At 61.7% G+C, this 18250-nt stretch carries 16 protein-coding genes and 1 pseudogene; 6 read left to right on the plus strand and 11 right to left on the minus strand.

Translation table 11 applies throughout. From position 1 onward, the window contains the following. Positions 1-2 precede the first annotated feature (2 nt). Positions 3-1355, minus strand: a complete 1353-nt coding sequence (locus AC3IP0_RS03085; protein ID WP_489318212.1) for a 3-oxoacyl-ACP reductase — start codon at positions 1353-1355, stop codon at positions 3-5. 216 nt (positions 1356-1571) lie between these two features. Between AC3IP0_RS03085 and AC3IP0_RS03090 the strand changes: the two genes are divergently transcribed. Then, on the plus strand, positions 1572-2849 hold the full coding sequence (locus AC3IP0_RS03090) for an acetyl-CoA C-acetyltransferase (RefSeq protein ID WP_489318213.1): 1278 nt from the start codon (positions 1572-1574) through the stop codon (positions 2847-2849). Between the two features lie 125 nt (positions 2850-2974). Here AC3IP0_RS03090 and AC3IP0_RS03095 read toward each other — a convergent pair whose 3' ends face one another. Continuing rightward, a complete protein-coding gene (locus AC3IP0_RS03095) occupies positions 2975-3742 on the minus strand; it encodes a methyl-accepting chemotaxis protein (protein WP_489327777.1) in 768 nt (255 codons plus the stop codon). Between the two features lie 90 nt (positions 3743-3832). Beyond that, a pseudogene (locus AC3IP0_RS03100) lies at positions 3833-5263 on the minus strand (cache domain-containing protein); the annotation flags it as partial. A gap of 103 nt (positions 5264-5366) precedes the next feature. Here AC3IP0_RS03100 and AC3IP0_RS03105 point away from each other — a divergent pair. Continuing rightward, positions 5367-6260, plus strand: a complete 894-nt coding sequence (locus tag AC3IP0_RS03105; RefSeq protein ID WP_095944167.1) for a PA4780 family RIO1-like protein kinase — start codon at positions 5367-5369, stop codon at positions 6258-6260. 183 nt (positions 6261-6443) lie between these two features. Here the strand turns inward: AC3IP0_RS03105 and cueR are convergent, their stop codons facing one another. The 3 genes from cueR to AC3IP0_RS03120 form a co-directional block, all read right to left on the minus strand. Continuing rightward, positions 6444-6857: a Cu(I)-responsive transcriptional regulator gene (gene cueR, locus AC3IP0_RS03110; RefSeq protein ID WP_489326630.1), complete on the minus strand. Its 414-nt coding sequence runs from the start codon at positions 6855-6857 to the stop codon at positions 6444-6446. Then, positions 6854-9247 carry a heavy metal translocating P-type ATPase gene (locus AC3IP0_RS03115; RefSeq protein ID WP_489326631.1) on the minus strand — a complete coding sequence of 798 codons (2394 nt, stop codon included), beginning with the start codon at positions 9245-9247 and terminating at the stop codon, positions 6854-6856. Before AC3IP0_RS03115 ends, cueR begins: the two co-directional genes overlap by 4 nt. Positions 9248-9334: 87 nt before the next feature. Continuing rightward, the gene (locus AC3IP0_RS03120) at positions 9335-9718 is read right to left on the minus strand and encodes a hypothetical protein (protein ID WP_489318216.1); all 384 of its coding nucleotides are present in this window, start codon (positions 9716-9718) and stop codon (positions 9335-9337) included. Between the two features lie 148 nt (positions 9719-9866). Here AC3IP0_RS03120 and AC3IP0_RS03125 point away from each other — a divergent pair, with 148 nt between their 5' ends. After that, positions 9867-10064: a heavy-metal-associated domain-containing protein gene (locus AC3IP0_RS03125; protein ID WP_489326632.1), complete on the plus strand. Its 198-nt coding sequence runs from the start codon at positions 9867-9869 to the stop codon at positions 10062-10064. A 90-nt stretch (positions 10065-10154) separates the two neighbouring features. Further along, positions 10155-11351: a multidrug effflux MFS transporter gene (locus tag AC3IP0_RS03130; protein ID WP_489318217.1), complete on the plus strand. Its 1197-nt coding sequence runs from the start codon at positions 10155-10157 to the stop codon at positions 11349-11351. 8 nt (positions 11352-11359) lie between these two features. Here AC3IP0_RS03130 and AC3IP0_RS03135 read toward each other — a convergent pair whose 3' ends face one another. Next, positions 11360-11533: a hypothetical protein gene (locus tag AC3IP0_RS03135; protein ID WP_489318218.1), complete on the minus strand. Its 174-nt coding sequence runs from the start codon at positions 11531-11533 to the stop codon at positions 11360-11362. A 251-nt stretch (positions 11534-11784) separates the two neighbouring features. Beyond that, positions 11785-12798 (minus strand): zinc-binding alcohol dehydrogenase family protein, encoded by a 1014-nt coding sequence (locus AC3IP0_RS03140; protein ID WP_489318219.1) that lies wholly within the window; start codon positions 12796-12798, stop codon positions 11785-11787. Between the two features lie 125 nt (positions 12799-12923). Here AC3IP0_RS03140 and AC3IP0_RS03145 point away from each other — a divergent pair, with 125 nt between their 5' ends. Both AC3IP0_RS03145 and AC3IP0_RS03150 read left to right on the plus strand, forming a co-directional pair. After that, positions 12924-13853, plus strand: coding sequence for a LysR family transcriptional regulator (locus tag AC3IP0_RS03145; protein ID WP_489318220.1), 930 nt, complete (start codon positions 12924-12926; stop codon positions 13851-13853). Between the two features lie 316 nt (positions 13854-14169). Then, a complete protein-coding gene (locus AC3IP0_RS03150) occupies positions 14170-14904 on the plus strand; it encodes a helix-turn-helix domain-containing protein (RefSeq protein ID WP_489318221.1) in 735 nt (244 codons plus the stop codon). Positions 14905-14958: 54 nt separating this feature from the next. On the opposite strand, the gene AC3IP0_RS03155 is transcribed toward AC3IP0_RS03150, so the two are convergent. The 3 genes from AC3IP0_RS03155 to AC3IP0_RS03165 all read right to left on the minus strand — a co-directional run bounded on the left by AC3IP0_RS03155 (position 14959) and on the right by AC3IP0_RS03165 (position 18187). Further along, entirely contained in the window at positions 14959-15912 is a 954-nt protein-coding gene (locus AC3IP0_RS03155; protein WP_150727777.1) for an adenosine deaminase, read from the minus strand. Positions 15913-15994: 82 nt separating this feature from the next. Beyond that, a complete protein-coding gene (locus AC3IP0_RS03160) occupies positions 15995-16960 on the minus strand; it encodes an isopenicillin N synthase family dioxygenase (RefSeq protein WP_489326633.1) in 966 nt (321 codons plus the stop codon). Between the two features lie 144 nt (positions 16961-17104). Next, positions 17105-18187, minus strand: coding sequence for a BMP family ABC transporter substrate-binding protein (locus tag AC3IP0_RS03165; protein ID WP_489318223.1), 1083 nt, complete (start codon positions 18185-18187; stop codon positions 17105-17107). Positions 18188-18250 lie beyond the last annotated feature (63 nt).

Raw genomic sequence — 18250 nt, forward strand, 5'->3', positions numbered from 1 at the left:
CCTTAAGCCCCCAGAACGTTTTGCCCACATACGCGCAGTGCTTGCCCGGTGAATGCGCCGGTGCCGGGTTGTGCGAGCCAGGCCACGGCCTCGGCCACGTCCTGCGGCAGGCCGCCCTGGCCGAGGGAACTCATGCGGCGTCCGGCTTCGCGCAGGCCGAAGGGAATGTGCGCGGTCATCTGTGTTTCGATGAAACCCGGCGCCACGGCGTTGATGCTGATGCCGCGCTCTTGGAGCAGCGGCGCCCAGGCTTGTGCCAGACCGATCAACCCGGCCTTGCTCGCCGCGTAATTGGTTTGCCCTCGATTGCCGGCGATACCGCTGATGGACGCCAGCAGGATCACCCGGCCGTTGTCGTGCAGGGTGCCGCTGTCGAGCAGGGCTTTGGTCAGCACTTGCGGCGCGTTGAGGTTGACCGCCAGCACCGCGTCCCAGAATTCCGGGGTCATGTTGGCCAGGGTTTTATCCCGGGTGATGCCGGCGTTGTGCACCACGATGTCGAGGCCGTCGGGCAGCTGTTGGATCAACTGCGCGGCGGCGTCTTCGGTGCAGATGTCGAGGGTGATGCTGCGCCCGCCGAGGCGTGCGGCAAGGGCTTCGAGATCGGTTTTGGCGGGCGGTACGTCGAGCAGGATCACGTCGGCACCATCGCGGGCCAGGGTCTCAGCGATGGCGGCACCGATACCGCGTGCTGCGCCGGTGACCAGAGCCTTGCGCCCGGCGAGTGGGCGTGTCCAGTCGGTGACTGGCGTCGAGCACGGATTCAAGCGAATGACCTGGCCGGACACGAAGGCGCTTTTCGGTGAGAGGAAAAACCGCAGCGGGCCTTCCAGTTGCGCCTCGGCCCCTTCGCCGACGAAGATCAATTGCAGGGTGCCACCGCTGCGCAACTCCTTGGCCAGGGAACGGCTGAAACCTTCCAGGGCACGCTGGGCACTGGCGGCGAACGGGTCGCGCAGGGTTTGCGGATCACGCCCGAGAATCACCAGGTGCGCACAGTGTTCGAGGTTTTTCATCAGCGGCTGGAAAAACTCGCGCAGTTGCTTGAGCTGATCGGTGTGCAGCAGGTCACTGGCGTCGAACACCACGGCCTTGAGTTTCGGTCCGTGGCCGGGAATCCACGCCGTGGCCATCGAAGGCTCGGTGCCGTAGCTGTAGATCGCGTCGGTCAGGCGGTTGGCGAAGGCGCTGACGTGTTCGGCCAACGGCCCGCCGCCGATCAGCAACGCGCCTTCTACAGGTCGCAGCCGGCCTGCTTGCCAGCGCTCCAGTCTGCTCGGCACCGGCAGCCCCAGGGCGCCGACCAGGCGATGGCCAATGGACGAATTGGCGAAGTCGATATAGCGGTCAGACATGGAACGCGCTCCGAAGGCTGGGGTTCAAAGTGTGGACCATGAATGGCGATCAGTCGTTCGATCCACGAGATAAGGCCTACGCTTGGTCATTGTAGGAGCTGCCGAAGGCTGCGATCTTTTGATCTTGATTCCAAAAAGCCAAGTCAACAGATCGCAGCCTTCGGCAGCTCCTACAGGGGGTAGTTTCAATTTTGGCTATTTCATCAGGAGCTTTTCATGACCCAACTGCGCCGCGTCGCGATCATCGGCGGTAACCGGATTCCCTTCGCCCGCTCCAACGGCCCCTACGCCACGGCCAGTAACCAGGTGATGCTCACCGCCGCTCTCGAAGGCCTGATCGAACGTTACAACCTGCACGGCCTGCGCATCGGCGAAGTGGTCGCCGGGGCGGTGCTGAAGTTATCGCGGGACATGAACCTCACACGCGAGTGCGTACTGGGTTCGCGACTGTCGCCCACCACCCCGGCCTATGACATCCAGCAGGCGTGCGGTACCGGGCTGGAAGCGGCGCTGCTGGTGGCGAACAAGATTGCCCTGGGCCAGATCGATTGCGGCATCGCCGGTGGCGTGGACACCACCTCGGATGCGCCGATCAGCGTCAGCGAGGGCCTGCGCAAAATCCTCCTGCAAGCCAACCGCGCGAAAACCACTGGCGACAAACTGAAAACCTTTCTGCAATTGCGCCCCAGGCATCTGATCCCCGAGTTCCCGCGCAACGGCGAGCCGCGTACCGGATTGTCCATGGGCCAGCATTGCGAGCTAATGGCCCAGACCTGGAACATCCCTCGCCAGGCACAGGATCAATTGGCGCTTGAGAGCCATCAGAAACTGGCCGCGTCCTACGCCGAGGGCTGGCACAACGACCTGATGACACCCTTCCTGGGCCTGACCCGCGACAACAACCTGCGCCCGGACTCCACGCTGGAAAAGCTCGCCGCGCTCAAGCCAGCCTATGAGAAAAGCGCCAAGGGCACCCTGACCGCAGGTAACTCCACGCCGTTGACCGATGGTGCGTCACTGGTGCTGCTGGGCAGCGAGGAATGGGCCAAGGCACGCGGGTTACCGATTCTGGCCTACTGGCGTGACGGCGAGGCGGCGGCGGTGGATTTCGTCAACGGCGCCGAAGGCCTGTTGATGGCACCGGTCTACGCCGTGCCACGGTTGCTGGCGCGCAATGGCCTGACCCTGCAGGACTTCGACTACTACGAAATCCACGAAGCCTTCGCCGCGCAAGTGCTGTGCACCTTGAAGGCCTGGGAAGATCCCGAGTACTGCAAAACCCGTCTCGGGCTTGATGCAGCACTGGGCTCGATCGACCGCAGCAGGCTCAACGTCAAGGGCAGCTCATTGGCGGCGGGGCATCCGTTTGCCGCTACGGGCGGGCGCATCGTCGCCAACCTGGCGAAGTTGCTGGATGCGGCGGGCAAGGGGCGGGGACTGATTTCGATCTGTGCGGCGGGCGGGCAGGGCGTGACCGCCATTATCGAACGTTGAACACAGAACAACTGTGGGAGCGAGCTTGCTCGCGATGGCGGCAGATCAGTCAACATAGATGTTGAAGCTGATGGCCTCATCGCGAGCAAGCTCGCTCCCACAGGGTTTGGGGGTATGGCGACTAATTAAGTACGGAACCTGCGCACCAATCCATCCAGCTCATTGGACAACCCGGCCAGGCTCTGGGAATCCAGGCGCGCCGAGTTGGCCAGTTCTGCCACCAACTGCGCATCGCCATGGATCTGGCTGATGTGTCGGTTGATGTCTTCGGCCACTTGATGCTGTTGTTCCGCTGCCGTGGCGATCTGGGTGTTCATGTCGCGGATCACGTCCACCGACTCGCGGATCTGCCCGAAGCTGTTGCGCGCCTCGCCGATACGTGTCACCGATTGCTGGGACACTTCCAGGCTGGCGTGCATCTGCTGGGTCACCTGGCTGGTACGTTTGGCCAGGTTGCCCAGCAGTCCGTCGATTTCCGCCGTGGAGTCGGCCGTGCGCTTGGCCAGGGCCCGCACTTCGTCGGCCACCACGGCAAAGCCGCGCCCCTGTTCACCGGCCCGGGCCGCTTCGATCGCGGCGTTCAGCGCCAGCAGGTTGGTCTGCTCGGCGATCGAGCGGATTGTCCCCAGGATCGACTGAATGTCGTTGCTGTCGCGTTCGAGTTGTTGCATCGACTGGGCCGACTGTTCGATTTCCTGGCTCAGGCGATCCACGCTGTTCACCGCCGCATCGATCTGCTGCTGACCTTCGCGCGCCTGACGCTGGCCACTGTCGGCAGACACCGCCGCCTGGCTGCAAGAGCGCGCGACTTCGTTGGCGGTGGCGACCATTTCGTGGAATGCCGTGGAGACCATGTCCACCGCTTCACGCTGGCGTCCGGCGGCTTCGGCCATGTCGCTGGAGACCTGGGTCGAACTCTTGGACGTGGCGAGGATCTTGCCCGCCGCGCCACCGATGTTCTGGATCAGGTTGCGAATCGCAGTCAGGAACTGATTGAACCAGTTGGCCAGTTGCGCAGTTTCATCGTTGCCACGGATTTGCAGGTTCTGGGTCAGGTCGCCTTCGCCTTGGGCGATGCCTTCCAGGCCGCTGGCCACGCTGCGGATCGGGCGCACGATGAGGCTGGCAAAACTGGCGCCGACGATGGCGAAGATCACGGCCAGGACGGCGGCGATGATGGCGATCAACCAGGTCAATTGGGTCGCGGAACTCATCACGTCGTCCTGTTTGATCAGGCCGATGAAGGTCCAGCCCAGTTGCTCCGACGGCCAGACGTTGGCCATGTAGTGCTCGCCATTGAGCTCTACTTCCACCAGGCCTTTACCAGCCTTGGCCAGTTGCGCGTAGCCGTCGCCAAGGCTGTTCAGGGGTTTGAAGTTGTGTTCCGGTTGTTTCGGATCCACCAGGACCATGCCGGTGTTTTCCAGCAGCATCAGGTAGCCGGTTTCACCGAGTTTGATCTGTTTGACGATTTCGGTGAGCTGCTTGAGCGTCACGTCGATGCTGACCACGCCGCCGTTGGTGCCCAGCTTGTTGTCGATGGTGCGCACGGTGCTGACGTAAGTCGCGTCATCCTGGGCCCAGTAGTAGGCCTCGGTGCGGAACGGCTTGCCCGGTTTGGCCTGGGCCGCCTTGTACCAGGGGCGCTGGCGCGGGTCGTAGTTATTCAGCTTCGGATCATCCGGCCACGACACGTAGCCGCCCGCCGCCGTGCCGAGGATGGCATAGGCGTAGGCTGGGTGGCTGTTGCCCAGGTCCTGGAGCAGGGTGAAGACTTTTTTGTCAGCCTCGCCCTGAGGGACGCTCTCGGCGTTGGCGGCCATGTAAGTCTTGAGGCTGTCGTCGGAGTTTCGGATCAACGGCTGCTTGGCCAGGTAATCGACGTTCTGGCTGATGCCGTCAAAGAACAATTGCATGGCGTTGCTGACCTGACGAATCTCGCGGGCACTGCCGTCGACGAATTCGTCCCTGGCATCACTGCGCAGGTTCAGCACAACGAGGGTGGCAACCAGCACCACGGGCAGGCAGGCGATGATTGCAAACGCCCAGGTCAACTTCTGTTTGATGTTCATCCGCGCTCCAGATTTTCTTATAGGCCCACGCAGTGCAGATGACTCGCGGTTTATTGGCAGCCGTAATCGTTCTTGGTCAACCCGGGTCCTTGAGTGCGGCATCGCTTTTGTTGTGGCAGCGATTGTCGGACAAATCACTTTGTCACTTAGGACTTCGGCTGTTGTCGGAGGAAATTGAGGCCTGTTGGGAAAAATCCTACGGAAGGCATGAGTTGTGGTGTCAGCTTCTGTCGCAATTGCCCTCAATGCCCCTGCACAACAAGTGACGCAGGCTCGGCTATGATCTGGAACGACCATGGCGGTCGTCGGTTTTACCTGATGAAATCGGTACATTGTGTGCATCTGCAATGTTCATAAGTCGGCAACCCCTCCCCCCCGTGAGTGGATTGCCGTATAACGAATGACTTTCGCGTGTTTGGTAATAAAGGACCCACAATAAAAGCTGATGAAGACTCCAAAACGCATTGAACCCCTGATCGAGGACGGTCTGGTCGACGAGGTGCTGCGCCCACTCATGAGTGGTAAAGAAGCAGCTGTTTATGTGGTGCGCTGCGGCAACGAGTTGCGTTGCGCGAAGGTCTACAAGGAGGCGAATAAACGCAGTTTCCGTCAGGCGGCCGAATACCAGGAAGGCCGCAAGGTACGCAACAGCCGTCAGGCCCGTGCGATGGCCAAGGGCTCCAAGTTTGGCCGCAAGGAAACCGAGGACGCCTGGCAGAACGCCGAAGTGGCGGCGCTGTTCCGTCTGGCCAGTGCCGGTGTGCGGGTGCCCAAGCCGTTCGACTTCCTCGAAGGCGTGCTGCTCATGGAACTGGTGGCCGACGAGTACGGTGATGCCGCTCCGCGCCTGAACGATGTGGTGCTGGAGCCGGACCAGGCCCGGGAGTATCACGCGTATCTGATTTCCCAGATCGTGCTGATGCTGTGTACCGGCCTGGTGCACGGCGACCTGTCCGAGTTCAACGTGCTGCTGACGCCGACCGGCCCGGTGATCATCGACCTGCCGCAGGCGGTGGACGCGGCGGGCAATAATCACGCGTTCAGCATGCTGGAGCGGGATGTAGGCAACATGGCGTCCTACTTCGGGCGGTTTGCGCCGGAGTTGAAGAAGACCAAGTACGCCAAGGAAATGTGGGCCTTGTACGAGGCCGGCACCTTGCACCCGGCCAGTGTCCTGACCGGCGAGTTCGCCGACACGGAAGAGCTGGCCGACGTGGGCGGAATCATGCGCGAGATCGAGGCGGCGCGCCTGGATGAAGAGCGCAAGCAGGCAGTACGTGCGGCGGACGATGCTCCGCCGGGCAAGACCGAAGAACCGCCTCCACCGTGGATGCAGTGATCGGATAAAGAAAAACCCGGCTTCGGCCGGGTTTTTTGTGGGTTACAGATTCAATGTGACAGACACAATACCTGTGGGAGCGAGCTTGCTCGCGATGGCGGTAGAACAGACAACATGGATGTTGAATGTAATGGCCTCATCGCGAGCAAGCTCGCTCCCACAGGGTTTTGCGGTGACCTGAAATCACGATGGGGTCGGAGTGGCACAACACCCCGACTCCAGATTCTTCAGAATCGGGCAATCCGGCCGATGATCGCCCTGACAGTGCTCGACCAGGTCCTGCAAGGTGTCGCGCAACTGACCCAGCTCGCGGATCTTCTGGTTCAACTCATCGATGTGCTGGCGGGCCAACGCTTTCACATCGGCGCTGGCGCGCTGGCGGTCTTGCCAGAGGGTCAGCAACTTTCCGACCTCTTCCAGGGAAAACCCCAGGTCCCGCGAGCGCTTGATGAACGCCAGCGTGTGCAGGTCGTCATCGCCGTACACCCGGTAACCGCTGTCGGTGCGATGGGCCGCCTTGAGCAGGCCGATGGATTCGTAATAACGGATCATCTTTGCGCTCAGGCCGCTGTGGCGGGCCGCTTGGCCGATGTTCATCGGTTGTCCTCCAGGTCCTTGGGTTTCCAGGTTTTCAACAGTAGCGCATTGCTCACCACGCTGACGCTCGACAACGCCATGGCCGCACCGGCCAGCACTGGATTGAGGAAGCCGAACGCCGCCAGCGGAATGCCGATCAGGTTATAGACGAAGGCCCAGAACAGATTCTGGCGAATCTTGGCGTAGGTTTTGCGACTGATCTCCAGCGCGGCCGGCACCAGTCGCGGATCGCCGCGCATCAGGGTGATGCCGGCCGCGTGCATCGCGACGTCGGTGCCGCCACCCATGGCGATGCCGATGTCGGCGGCAGCCAGTGCCGGGGCGTCGTTGATGCCGTCACCGACCATCGCCACCACCCCGGTTTGTTTCAGTGCGGCGACTGTGGCGGCTTTGTCTGCCGGCAGCACTTCGGCATGCACATCGTGGATGCCCAGCGCCTCGGCCACCACCTTGGCGCTGCCGCGATTGTCGCCGGTCAGCAGGTGGCTGCTGATGTTCCGGGCGCTCAATTGTTGTACCGCTTGCAGCGCGCCGGGCTTGAGGGTGTCACCGAAGGCGAACAGGCCCAGCACGTGAGGTTCGGGGGATTGCTCGATCAGCCAGGACAAGGTCCGGCCTTCGCTTTCCCACGCGATCGCCGAGTCGGCCAAAGGCCCGGCATTCAAGCCGCTGTCCTCCAGCAGACGCCGATTGCCCAGTGCCAGGCGACGCCCTTCGAGGTTGCCGGCGATGCCGCGACCAGTCAGGGACTGGCTGTCGCTGACATCGGCCACCTTCAAGTGGCGATCGGCACAGGCATCCAGAACAGCCTTGGCCAGCGGGTGCTCACTGCCGCGTTGCAGGGCGCCGGCCAATTGCAGCAGGTTCGCCTCATCACCGTCGATGGCACTCAGATGAGCAATGCGCGGGGTGCCGGAGGTCAGGGTGCCGGTCTTGTCGAACACCACCGCGCTGACTTCATGGGCACGCTCCAGTGCTTCGGCATCCTTGATCAGAATCCCGTAGCGCGCCGCCACGCCGGTGCCGGCCATGATCGCCGTCGGCGTGGCCAGGCCCAGGGCGCACGGGCAGGCGATCACCAACACCGCCACGGCGTTGATCAGCGCGGTTTCCATCGGCGCGCCGTACAGCCACCAGCCGATCAGGGTGGCCAGGGCAATCAGCAGCACGGTGGGCACAAACACCTGGCTGACTTTATCCACCAGTTTCTGGATCGGCGCTTTTGCGGCCTGGGCGTCTTCCACCAGACGGATGATCCGCGCCAGCACGGTTTCCGCACCGAGGGCCTGGGTACGCACCAGCAACCGGCCTTCACCGTTGATCGCACCACCGGTAACTTTGTCGCCGAGCTGCTTGGGCACCGGCAGGCTCTCGCCGCTGATCAGGGCCTCGTCGGCGTGGCTCTGGCCTTCAACCACTTCGCCGTCCACCGGGAAGCGTTCGCCGGGTTTGACCATCACCAGGTCATTGAGGTGCAGGGCGCTGATGGCGACGTCTTGCTCGTGGCCATCGATCACCCGGATCGCCCGTTCCGGGCGCAACGCTTCGAGGGCGCGGATGGCGCTGGCGGTCTGGCGCTTGGCGCGGCTTTCCAGGTACTTGCCCAGCAGCACCAGGGCGATCACCACCGCCGAGGCTTCGAAATACAGATGCGGCATGCGCCCGGCGGCGGTGGCCCATTCGTACAGGCTCAAGCCATACCCGGCGCTGGTGCCCAGGGCGACCAGCAGGTCCATGTTGCCGGCTCCGGCGCGCACGGCTTTCCAGGCGGCTACGTAGAACCGTGCACCGAAGATGAATTGCACCGGCGTGGCCAAGGCAAATTGCACCCAGGCCGGGAGCATCCAGTGCACGCCGAAGGGCTGTAGCAGCATCGGCAATACCAGCGGCAAGGCGAGGGCAATGGCAATGATCAAGGCCAGGCGTTCGCGGTGCAGGCGCTGTTGCTGATTGTCGGTTGGCGGGTGTTCGGCTTCCCTGATGCTGGCGCTGTAGCCAGCCTTGGCCACCGCGGCGATCAAGGTTTGCGGATCGATCTGGCCGAGCAGTTCAAGGTGGGCGCGTTCGTTGGCCAGGTTGACGCTGACGCTTTTCACTCCGGCAACCTTGCCCAGCGCACGTTCGACCCGACCGACGCAGGATGCGCAGGTCATGCCATCGATGCTCAATTCCAGGCTCTGTTGCGGCACGCTGTAGCCGGCCTTGGCCACGGCATCCATCAAGGCCGGCAAGCTGTCGCTGGGTGCCTGGACCCGCGCCTGCTCAGTGGCGAGGTTGACGCTGACGGCACTGGCGCCAATGACTTTGCTCAAGGCGCGCTCGACCCGCCCGGCGCAACTGGCGCAGGTCATGCCGGCAATCGGCAGGTCGAACGTGGTGGATTCGGACATCGGTCGCACTCCCTGTAGTAGATGACCACAGGATCAACCTTGCCATGCTGGCAAGGTCAAGTGCGATGTTTCAGATCAAGCAGCCGATCAATAGCCGAGACCGGCGCGCTTGAGGTACATCCCTTCCTGCGTCATCGCGATCCGGTACTTGAGCACATCCCCGGCCTTGAGCTGGATATCCTGCGAACCCGGCGCGAGCATGCCCGGATTGCAACCCGGCACCTGGCCCGGCAGCAGTTTCAGGCGCAGCGAGACGATGCCCGGCGGCAGGTTGAACGAGGTGCTCTGTTCCTGAAACAGCCGCGCCGCCAGTTGATCCTGGATGTACACACCGATTTCGCAACTGGTCGCGACTTCCAGGCGCTCGCGGGAAATGATCAGCACGCCATAATCCTGACCGGCAGCATTGACCGAAGGCACGGCGGCAAAAAGGCTGAGCAAGCCAAACAGGCTGAAAACTGACCAGCGCATGGCTGAATCTCCTGAGTTCGAGTCATTGATGGACGCAGCTTGGCCGAGCGTCGCGCCGATTGCCAGCCCGGCAGCTCACTTCAGAACTTGACCTTGCCATGGTGGCAAGCTCGAAACTGGGTTCAACCCTCGGAAAAGGAGTCATCCCATGCAAGTGTTCAACGTTGAAGGCATGTCTTGTGGTCACTGCGTCAAGGCCATCACCCAGGCGGTCCAGGCCAAAGACCCGGCGGCCAGTGTGCGGGTCGATCTGGCGACCAGGGAGGTCGGTGTCGAAAGTGCGCTGACAGCCGAGCAGGTGATCGAGGTGATCAGCGAAGAGGGTTACGGCGTCAAACTCGTCTGAATTTGATAGTTAGCGAGCTACCGGAATGTTCAAGGCGTCCATGCGCGGCTAGACTGTCAGGCTGCCGACTTCTGCCCCACTGGATGCCTGATGAACTTTCGTACCATTCTGATTCTCGGCGCCTTGAGCGCTTTCGGTCCGCTGGCGATCGATTTCTACCTGCCGGCCTTCCCGGCCATGGCTCTGGCTTTCGGGACGGACGAAAATCACGTTCAGATGACGTTGGCGGTGTACTTCCTCGGCTTGTCCATCGGTCAGTTGGCCTATGGCCCGGTGGCGGATCGTTTCGGGCGACGCATTCCGTTGCTCATCGGTGTCGGCCTGTTCACCGCAGCATCCGTGGCGTGCGCCTATGCGCCGAATCTTGAATGGCTGATCGGCGCACGTTTCATCCAGGCGTTGGGCGGCTGCGCGGGGATGGTGATTTCCCGGGCGGTGGTCAGCGACAAGTGTGATGCGGTGGGCTCGGCAAAAGTCTTTTCGCAGTTGATGCTGGTGATGGGGCTTGCCCCCATCCTCGCGCCATTGCTGGGTGGGTTGTTGGTCAACACCACAGGCTGGCAGTCGATCTTCCTGGCCTTGACCGGTTTCAGTGCGCTGGCAGGGCTGGCGGTTGCGACGGGATTGCCGGAAAGCATGCCGGCCCACATACCGCGTCAACCGTTGTCGGGTGCGCTGCGTCAGTACGGCCGATTGCTGGCCGACCCGATATTTCTTGGCCATGCCTTGACCGGGGGCATCGCCATCGCCGGGATGTTTGCCTACATCGCCGGTTCACCCTTCATCATCATCAAGCTCTACGGCGTTGCGGCCGAGCATTTCGGCTGGCTATTCGGCATCAATGCGGCGGGCTTCATTCTGGTGGCGCAGGTCAACGCGCGGTTACTGGCCAAGCGTGGCCCGATGTTCTTGCTGGCGCGCGCGGTGTGGGTTTATCTGGCGGCCGGTTTGACCCTGCTCGCTGTCAGTTCTCTGCACCCGGCACAACTGTGGCCGCTGCTGATTCCATTGTTCATCTGTATCGCCAGCCTCGGCTGCATCAGCCCCAACGCGGCGGCTTGTGCGATGAACGGGCAGGGCGGACGGGCCGGCAGCGCGTCGGCGCTGCTCGGTTGTCTGCAATTCAGCGTGGCTGCCGGCGCCTCTGCGCTGGTGGGCGTGCTGCACGACGGCAGCGCCGTGCCGATGGCCATGGTCATCAGCCTGTGTGGAATTCTGGTGGTGAGCGCAGCGGTGCTCACCCGGCGTTTGCAAAATGCCCGGGCGCTGGCGCAAGCCCAGGTTTGAGGCCGGAGTCAGCCGGCTGCACGCTGCGCAAGGAGGACGGGAATCTGGTGAGGGGCCTGGATGCGGGCTTCCAGGGTACGCGTGAAAGCGAGAGCTTCTGCTTCGCTGCGGAACGTCACAGCATGTTGGTCTAAGCGAACTTGCCACTGGGACTTTGCCAGTTCTTTTATCAGGATCTTCATAGCCGATCTCCTCTCGTAAAAGATGTCTCGTAAAAGACGTTACGCAAAAGAATGCCTCGCAGGAGATTCGATTGTAGTCCCGTATACGGTCACCATTGTGACAAGGATCAACTGTCTGACTGACGGTGTGTAACTAAAGAAAACACGGATTTTCGAGGGAGCCCACAGAGACTGTCTGCGACCGGGGCGTCCCGGTCGCAGACGGAAAACAGCAGAAAGCGATGAAATCAGCGGCGGTTTTTTTCAGCGCTTCAGAACCCTTCCAGCACAATCTTGCCCTTGGCCTTGCCGCTTTCCAGCAGGGCATGGGCACGGCGCAGATTGGCCGCGTTGATCGTGCCGAAGTGTTCGCCCACCGTGGTTTTCAGGGTCCCGGCATCGATCAGCCAGGCGACGCGATTGAGCAGGTTGTGCTGCTCGATCATGTCCGCGGTTTCAAACAGCGAACGGGTGTACATGAATTCCCAGTGCAGTGACAGGCTCTTGCGCTTGAGCTTGGTCACGTCCAGCGACTTGGGGTCATCGATCAGCGCCAGTTTGCCTTGGGGTGCCAATGCCTCGATCAATTGGTCCAGGTGCTGGTCGGTTTGCGTCAGGCTGGCGACGTGGGTGACCTGATCCACGCCGGCACGTTTGAGTGCTTCGCTCAGTGGCTGGCCATGATCGATCACCAGGTCGGCACCCAACTCTTTCACCCAGCTTTGGGTTTGCGCACGCGAAGCGCTGCCGATGACTTTCAGGGCCGTCAGTTGGTGAGCGAGTTGCGTAAGAATCGAGCCCACGCCACCCGCCGCGCCGACGATCAACAGACTCTGGCCTTCGTCGGTTTTGCCTTCGCGTACCTGCAGGCGCTCGAACAACAACTCCCACGCCGTGATCGCAGTGAGCGGCAGGGCAGCGGCCTCGGCGAATCCGAGAGTCTTCGGCTTGTGGCCGACGATGCGCTCGTCCACCACATGCAACTCGCTGTTGCCACCCGCACGCGCGATGGAGCCGGCGTAATACACCTTGTCGCCGGCCTGGAACAGCGTTACCTCACTGCCCACCGCCTTGACCACACCGGCCACATCCCATCCCAACACCTTGGCCGCGCCACCTTCGGGCTGGACATTCTGGCGCACCTTGGTGTCCACCGGGTTGACCGAAATGGCTTTGACTTCTACCAGCAAGTCGCGGGGACCGGCGACCGGGTCCGGCAATTCGATATCTTGCAGAGCCTTGTCGTCACTGATCGGCAACGAGGCGTAGTAAGCAATGGCTTTCATGGGCGGCTCCTGAACACTAATTAAAGAAGAGATTCGATGAGGCAGATGATTGGCTATTTCTCCTGAGGATAAAACCGGCTAAAAGAGCAGTCTCTTTCAATATTTTTTTGATAATCGGTGCTCTGATGCTGCGTTTCGATGACTTGCAGTTGTTTGTCCGGGCGGCGGACCTGGGCAGTCTCTCCGCTGCCGCGCGGGGCATGGACATGTCGGCGGCGGTGGCCAGTGCGGCGCTCAAGCGCATCGAGCAGCAACTCGGAGCTCGTTTATTGGCCCGTTCGACCCGCAGCCTGCGCCTGACTGCCGAAGGCGAGGGCTTTCTCGAATACGCCCGCGCAGCCCTGAGCAATCTCGACGAGGGCCGACGATTGCTGGCCAGTGGTCAGGACCAGGTCAGCGGGGTGCTGCAACTGTCGGCGCCATCGGACTTTGGCCGCAACCTGCTGCTGCCCTGGCTCGACGAGTTTCAACGCGAGCATCCGAAACTCACCGTGCGCCTGCTGCTGGGGGACCGCATCGCCGATCTGTTTCGCCAACCGGTAGACATTGCCCTGCGCTACGGTGAACCGGAGGACTCCAGCCTGGTGGCGCTGCCCATCGCCCCGCAGAACCGCCGGGTGTTGTGCGCCGCTCCCGGCTATCTGGCCCGGCATGGCGAGCCGCGGCATCTGGAGCAACTGGCACAGCACAATTGCCTGTTGTACATGCTCGGCAGCCGGGTCCACGATCACTGGAGTTTTCACGACGGCAAACGCGAAGTCAGCCTGACCGTCAGCGGCGATCGTTTCAGTGATGATGCCGATGTCGTGCGCCTTTGGGCCGTGGCAGGTGCCGGGATCGCTTACAAGTCCTGGCTCGATGTGGCCGCCGATGTACTGGCCGGGCGCTTGAAGGTGCTGATGCCGGAGCTGCTCTGTGAGCGCGCACCGTTGAATCTGTTGTGCGCCCATCGCGCACAATTGAGTAAGCCGGTGAACCTGTTGCGTGAAATGCTTGCCAGACGATGCGCCCTTTTGAGCAGTCAATTTCCAGGCTTTTCGGAAATTGATCATTAGTCGCCCAAAAAAAGAGAAATTTCCCTCAGGAACGATCACCACCTACGCCGGGCGCAGGAAAGGATCCGCCGACCAACCCGCATATACTAGCGCCCTCATCATGTACGTAGCGTCGACCCCCCGATGGCGGGTCCACGTACGAGTCGGCCCGGCTGCACGGTCAACCTTCTGGCCTACGCAGCATCGGCCAGGCAGCGCAAATGAGTGAGCAAGGCGTCGCCTGGCCTATGGCAGTTTCAATGGATTGGCCGACGACACATTACTGGTCAAGATTTCTCTGGGCAGTAGACGAAACGATTCAACAGGGAGTGAATACATGGAACATGCACCTTGCATCAGCCAGATCGCCACGTTGCTGGCTGACCCAAAGCGCAGCGCAATGATGTGGGCTTTGATGGATGGTTCGGCGCGAACAACCGAAGAGTTGGCATTGCTGGCCGGCCTGTCATCGTCGTCGGCCAGTGCACACCTGGGACGTTTGTCCGCCGGAGGTCTGCTGAGGGTTGAAAACCGCGGCCGCAAACGCTTCTTCCGCCTGGCCGCTCCCGAAGTCGGGGCGGCAATCGAAGCACTGGCCAGCGCGACCTTCGCCAGCGCACCCCAGGATATTCCGGACGTATTCAAGCGTAATGCGCCTCTGATCAAACCCCGGGTGGTGCGTTCGCCATTGTTGAGTGCCCGGCTGTGCGACGATCACTTGGGGGGCACCCTGTCCGCCGATCTGTATCAGCGACTGCTGGAGGCAGGCTGGATCGAACATTTTGATCAGCGGGTCACGGTCACGCTCAAGGGCGCGACGGAGTTGGCGGCACGGGGAGTGTTCGTCCAGGCGCTGGCCCATCACAACGGCAGGGTTGCCTGCGCCTGCCCTGACTGGAGCGAAAGACGCCCGCACTTGGGCGGCTCGCTGGGCGCGGCACTGTTGCAGCTGTTCATGCAGTCGGGGTGGCTTAGTCTGCCGAACGATTCCCGAGCCTTGCAGGTGACGGCCTCCGGGCAGCGCGAAATTCATCGCTTTGCCCAGGAAACCGAGTTGGAAATGGCGCTTTAGTGCACCGGTGCGGGAGCGAACGCACTCGCTCCCGCCGGGCATTGGCGCCGAGCCTTACGGTTTCACCAACCGCGCATCGAGGCTGTTCTGCGCCAGGCGCTTGGCCTGATCCTGGGTCATGCCCAGGTGGGTGTGCAGCGCATGGAAGTTCTCGGTGACATAACCGCCGAAGTACGCCGGGTCATCGGAGTTCACGGTCACTTTCACGCCGCGTTCCAGCATGTCGAGAATGTTGTGCTGCGACATGTGATCGAATACGCAAAGCTTGGTGTTCGACAACGGGCACACGGTCAGCGGGATCTGCTCGTCGATGATTCGCTGCATCAGGCGCTCGTCTTCGATGGCGCGCACGCCATGGTCGATGCGCTGGATTTTCAGCAGGTCGATGGCTTCCCAGATGTACTCGGGCGGGCCTTCTTCGCCAGCGTGGGCGACGGTCAGGAAACCTTCGTGACGAGCACGGTCGAACACGCGCTGGAACTTGCTTGGCGGGTGGCCCATCTCGGAGCTGTCCAGGCCCACGGCGACGAACGCATCGCGGAACGGCAGCGCCTGGTCGAGGGTTTTCTGCGCCTGGTCTTCGCTCAGATGGCGCAGGAAGCTCAGGATCAAACCACTGGTGATGCCCAATTGCTGCTCGCCATCCTTCAGCGCGGCGGCGATGCCGTTGAGCACCACTTCGAACGGGATGCCACGGTCGGTGTGGGTCTGCGGATCGAAGAACGGTTCGGTGTGAATCACGTTCTGCTCTTTGCAGCGCAGCAGGTACGCCCAGGTCAGGTCATAGAAGTCCTGGGACGTGCGCAGCACATCGGCACCCCGGTAATACAGGTCGAGGAACTCCTGCAGGTTGTTGAAGGCATACGCCTTGCGCAAGGTTTCGACGTCGTTCCATGGCAAGGCAATCTTGTTGCGCTCGGCCAGGGCGAACAACAGTTCGGGCTCCAGCGAGCCTTCCAGGTGCAGGTGCAATTCTGCCTTGGGCAGGGCGTTCAGCCAGTCGTACATAATTCTTTTCTCATCAGGTGCAATGGTCGCCATTCTACAGAGGGTTGCCGCAACAATTGGTAAAACCTGACCAGGCGGTTCATCACACCGCTTCCAGTTCCCGTCGATAAGCGTAGGTATCGGCGAAGCGCGAGAGCAGGAACTCGGCGCAGGTGGTGGCCGGGTATTTCGCCGGGTGCAATGCATCCTGACAACCGGGCAGGCAGTCGATGCGGGTGTCCGGGTGCGGCTCGGCGAAAAACGGTATCGAATAACGATCCACGCCCAGGGGGCTGATCACCCGGTGCGGCGTCGACAGGTATCGGTCGTTGCTCCAGCGCGCCATCATGTCGCCGAGGTTGACCACGAACGTACCTTCGATGGGCGGTGCGTCGATCCATTCGCCTTTGACGTTGCGTACCTGCAAGCCACCGGCGGCGTCCTGATAGAGCAGGGTGATGCAACCGTAATCGGTGTGCGCCCCGGCACCTTGCTGCTCTTCGCAACTGGCAGTGTGACGCGGCGGGTAATGGATCATCCGCAGCACGCTGACCGGGTCATTGAAGCGTGTGTCGAAGAAATCGCGCTCAATCCCCAGCGCGATGGTCATGGCCCGCAACAGCATTTGTGCGAGGGTTTGCATGTCAACGTAGTGCTGCTCCATCAACGCTTCCCAGCCGGGGATGGACGGATGGCGATTGGGACCGCGCAAGGGTTTTTCCGCCAGTACGTCAGGGTGCCCGGCCGGCAGGTGCAGGCCCATGTCGAAGGTTTCCTTGAGGTCGCTGGGTTTGCTTGGGTCCAATTGCTCGGTGGCAATGGCGCCGTAACCGCGATGGTGACGGGTCTGGGTGATGTCGATCTTGAGCTTTTCGGCGGTGGGTTGGGCGAAGAAGCGCTTGGCGCTGTCGAGCAGTTCGTCGATTCGCGCAGTGCTGATCGGGTGGCCCTTGATGTAGAAGAACCCCCACTCGCGGCAGGCGAGGTCGATTTGATTGGCGACTGTTTGCCAGGCGATTTGGTCGGTGCTGTAGAGCGGGGCGATGTCGATGATGGGAAGTTGGTTCATGCGCAGTCCTTAAGAACGCTGAAGATCCAATGTGGGAGCGGGCTTGCTCGCGAAAACGGTGCATCAGGCGACAAATATATCGACTGAGATGACGCCTTCGCGAGCAAGCCCGCTCCCACCGGGTTTTGTGTTCTGGCTGAAGAGTTACTTCGGAATCTCGGCCTTCATGCCTTCCACGTAGTAATTCATCGACGCCAGTTCCGCCGTGGTCGCGCTCACGCCCGCCGGGATTTTCTCGACCCCGGCCTGATCCTTGAGCGGCCCGGTGAACAGTTGCAGCGCACCGCTCTTGATGTCAGCGATGAGCTGTTCGGCTTCGCTCTTCACCGTCGCCGGCACCAGGTCGCTGATCGGCAGCTCAACGGTGCCTTCTTTCAAACCGCCCCAGTAGTCCCGGGATTTCCAGTCATGGTCGATCACGCTTTGGGTTGCCTGAACGTAGTGCGGGCCCCAGTCGTTGACGATGGAGGTCAGCACCGCTTTCGGTCCGAAGTGCGCCATGTCCGAAGCGTAGCCCACGGCATACACGCCGCGACGTTCGGCGGCCTGGATCGGCGCGGGGCTGTCGGTGTGCTGGAACACCACGTCCACGCCCTGGTCGATCAGCGCGTTGGCGGCGTCCGCTTCCTTGCCCGGATCGAACCATGAGTTGACCCACACCACCTTGATCTCGGTGCCGGGGTTGTACTTGTTCAGGGCCAGCTGGATGGCGTTGATGTCGCGGATCACTTCCGGGATCGGGAACGAGGCGACGTAGCCGATTTTTTTGCTCTTGGTCATCTTCGCCGCGAGGAAGCCGCCGACGTAGCGGCCCTCGTAAGTGCGCGCCAGGTAAGTGCCGAGGTTCTTGTCCTGCTTGTAGCCGGTGGCGTGTTCGAAGGTCACCTTGGGAAACTGTTTGGCGACTTTCACGGTCGGGTTCATGTAGCCGAAGGAGGTGGTGAAGATCAGGTCGTATTTATCCTTGGCCATGTTGCGGATCACTCGCTCGGCGTCGGCGCCTTCGGCGACGTTTTCCACGTAGTTGGTGGTGATCTGCGAGCCGAATTTTTCCGCGAGTTCCTTGCGCCCCTGTTCATGCTGATACGTCCAGCCGTGGTCACCGATCGGACCGATATAGACGAAGCCGACTTTCAGCGGATCGGCGGCTACGGCGGTCAGGCTGGCGCTCAAACCGATGGCTGCCGCAACGGCGCAAAGCAGCTTCTTCAACGGACGTTTGTGCATGAATTGGAACTCCATTTTGTTGTGAGGTTGGCTGGGCTCTCTGGCTTGCACAGGGCAATGCAA

Source organism: Pseudomonas sp. GL_103, assembly GCF_057835175.1.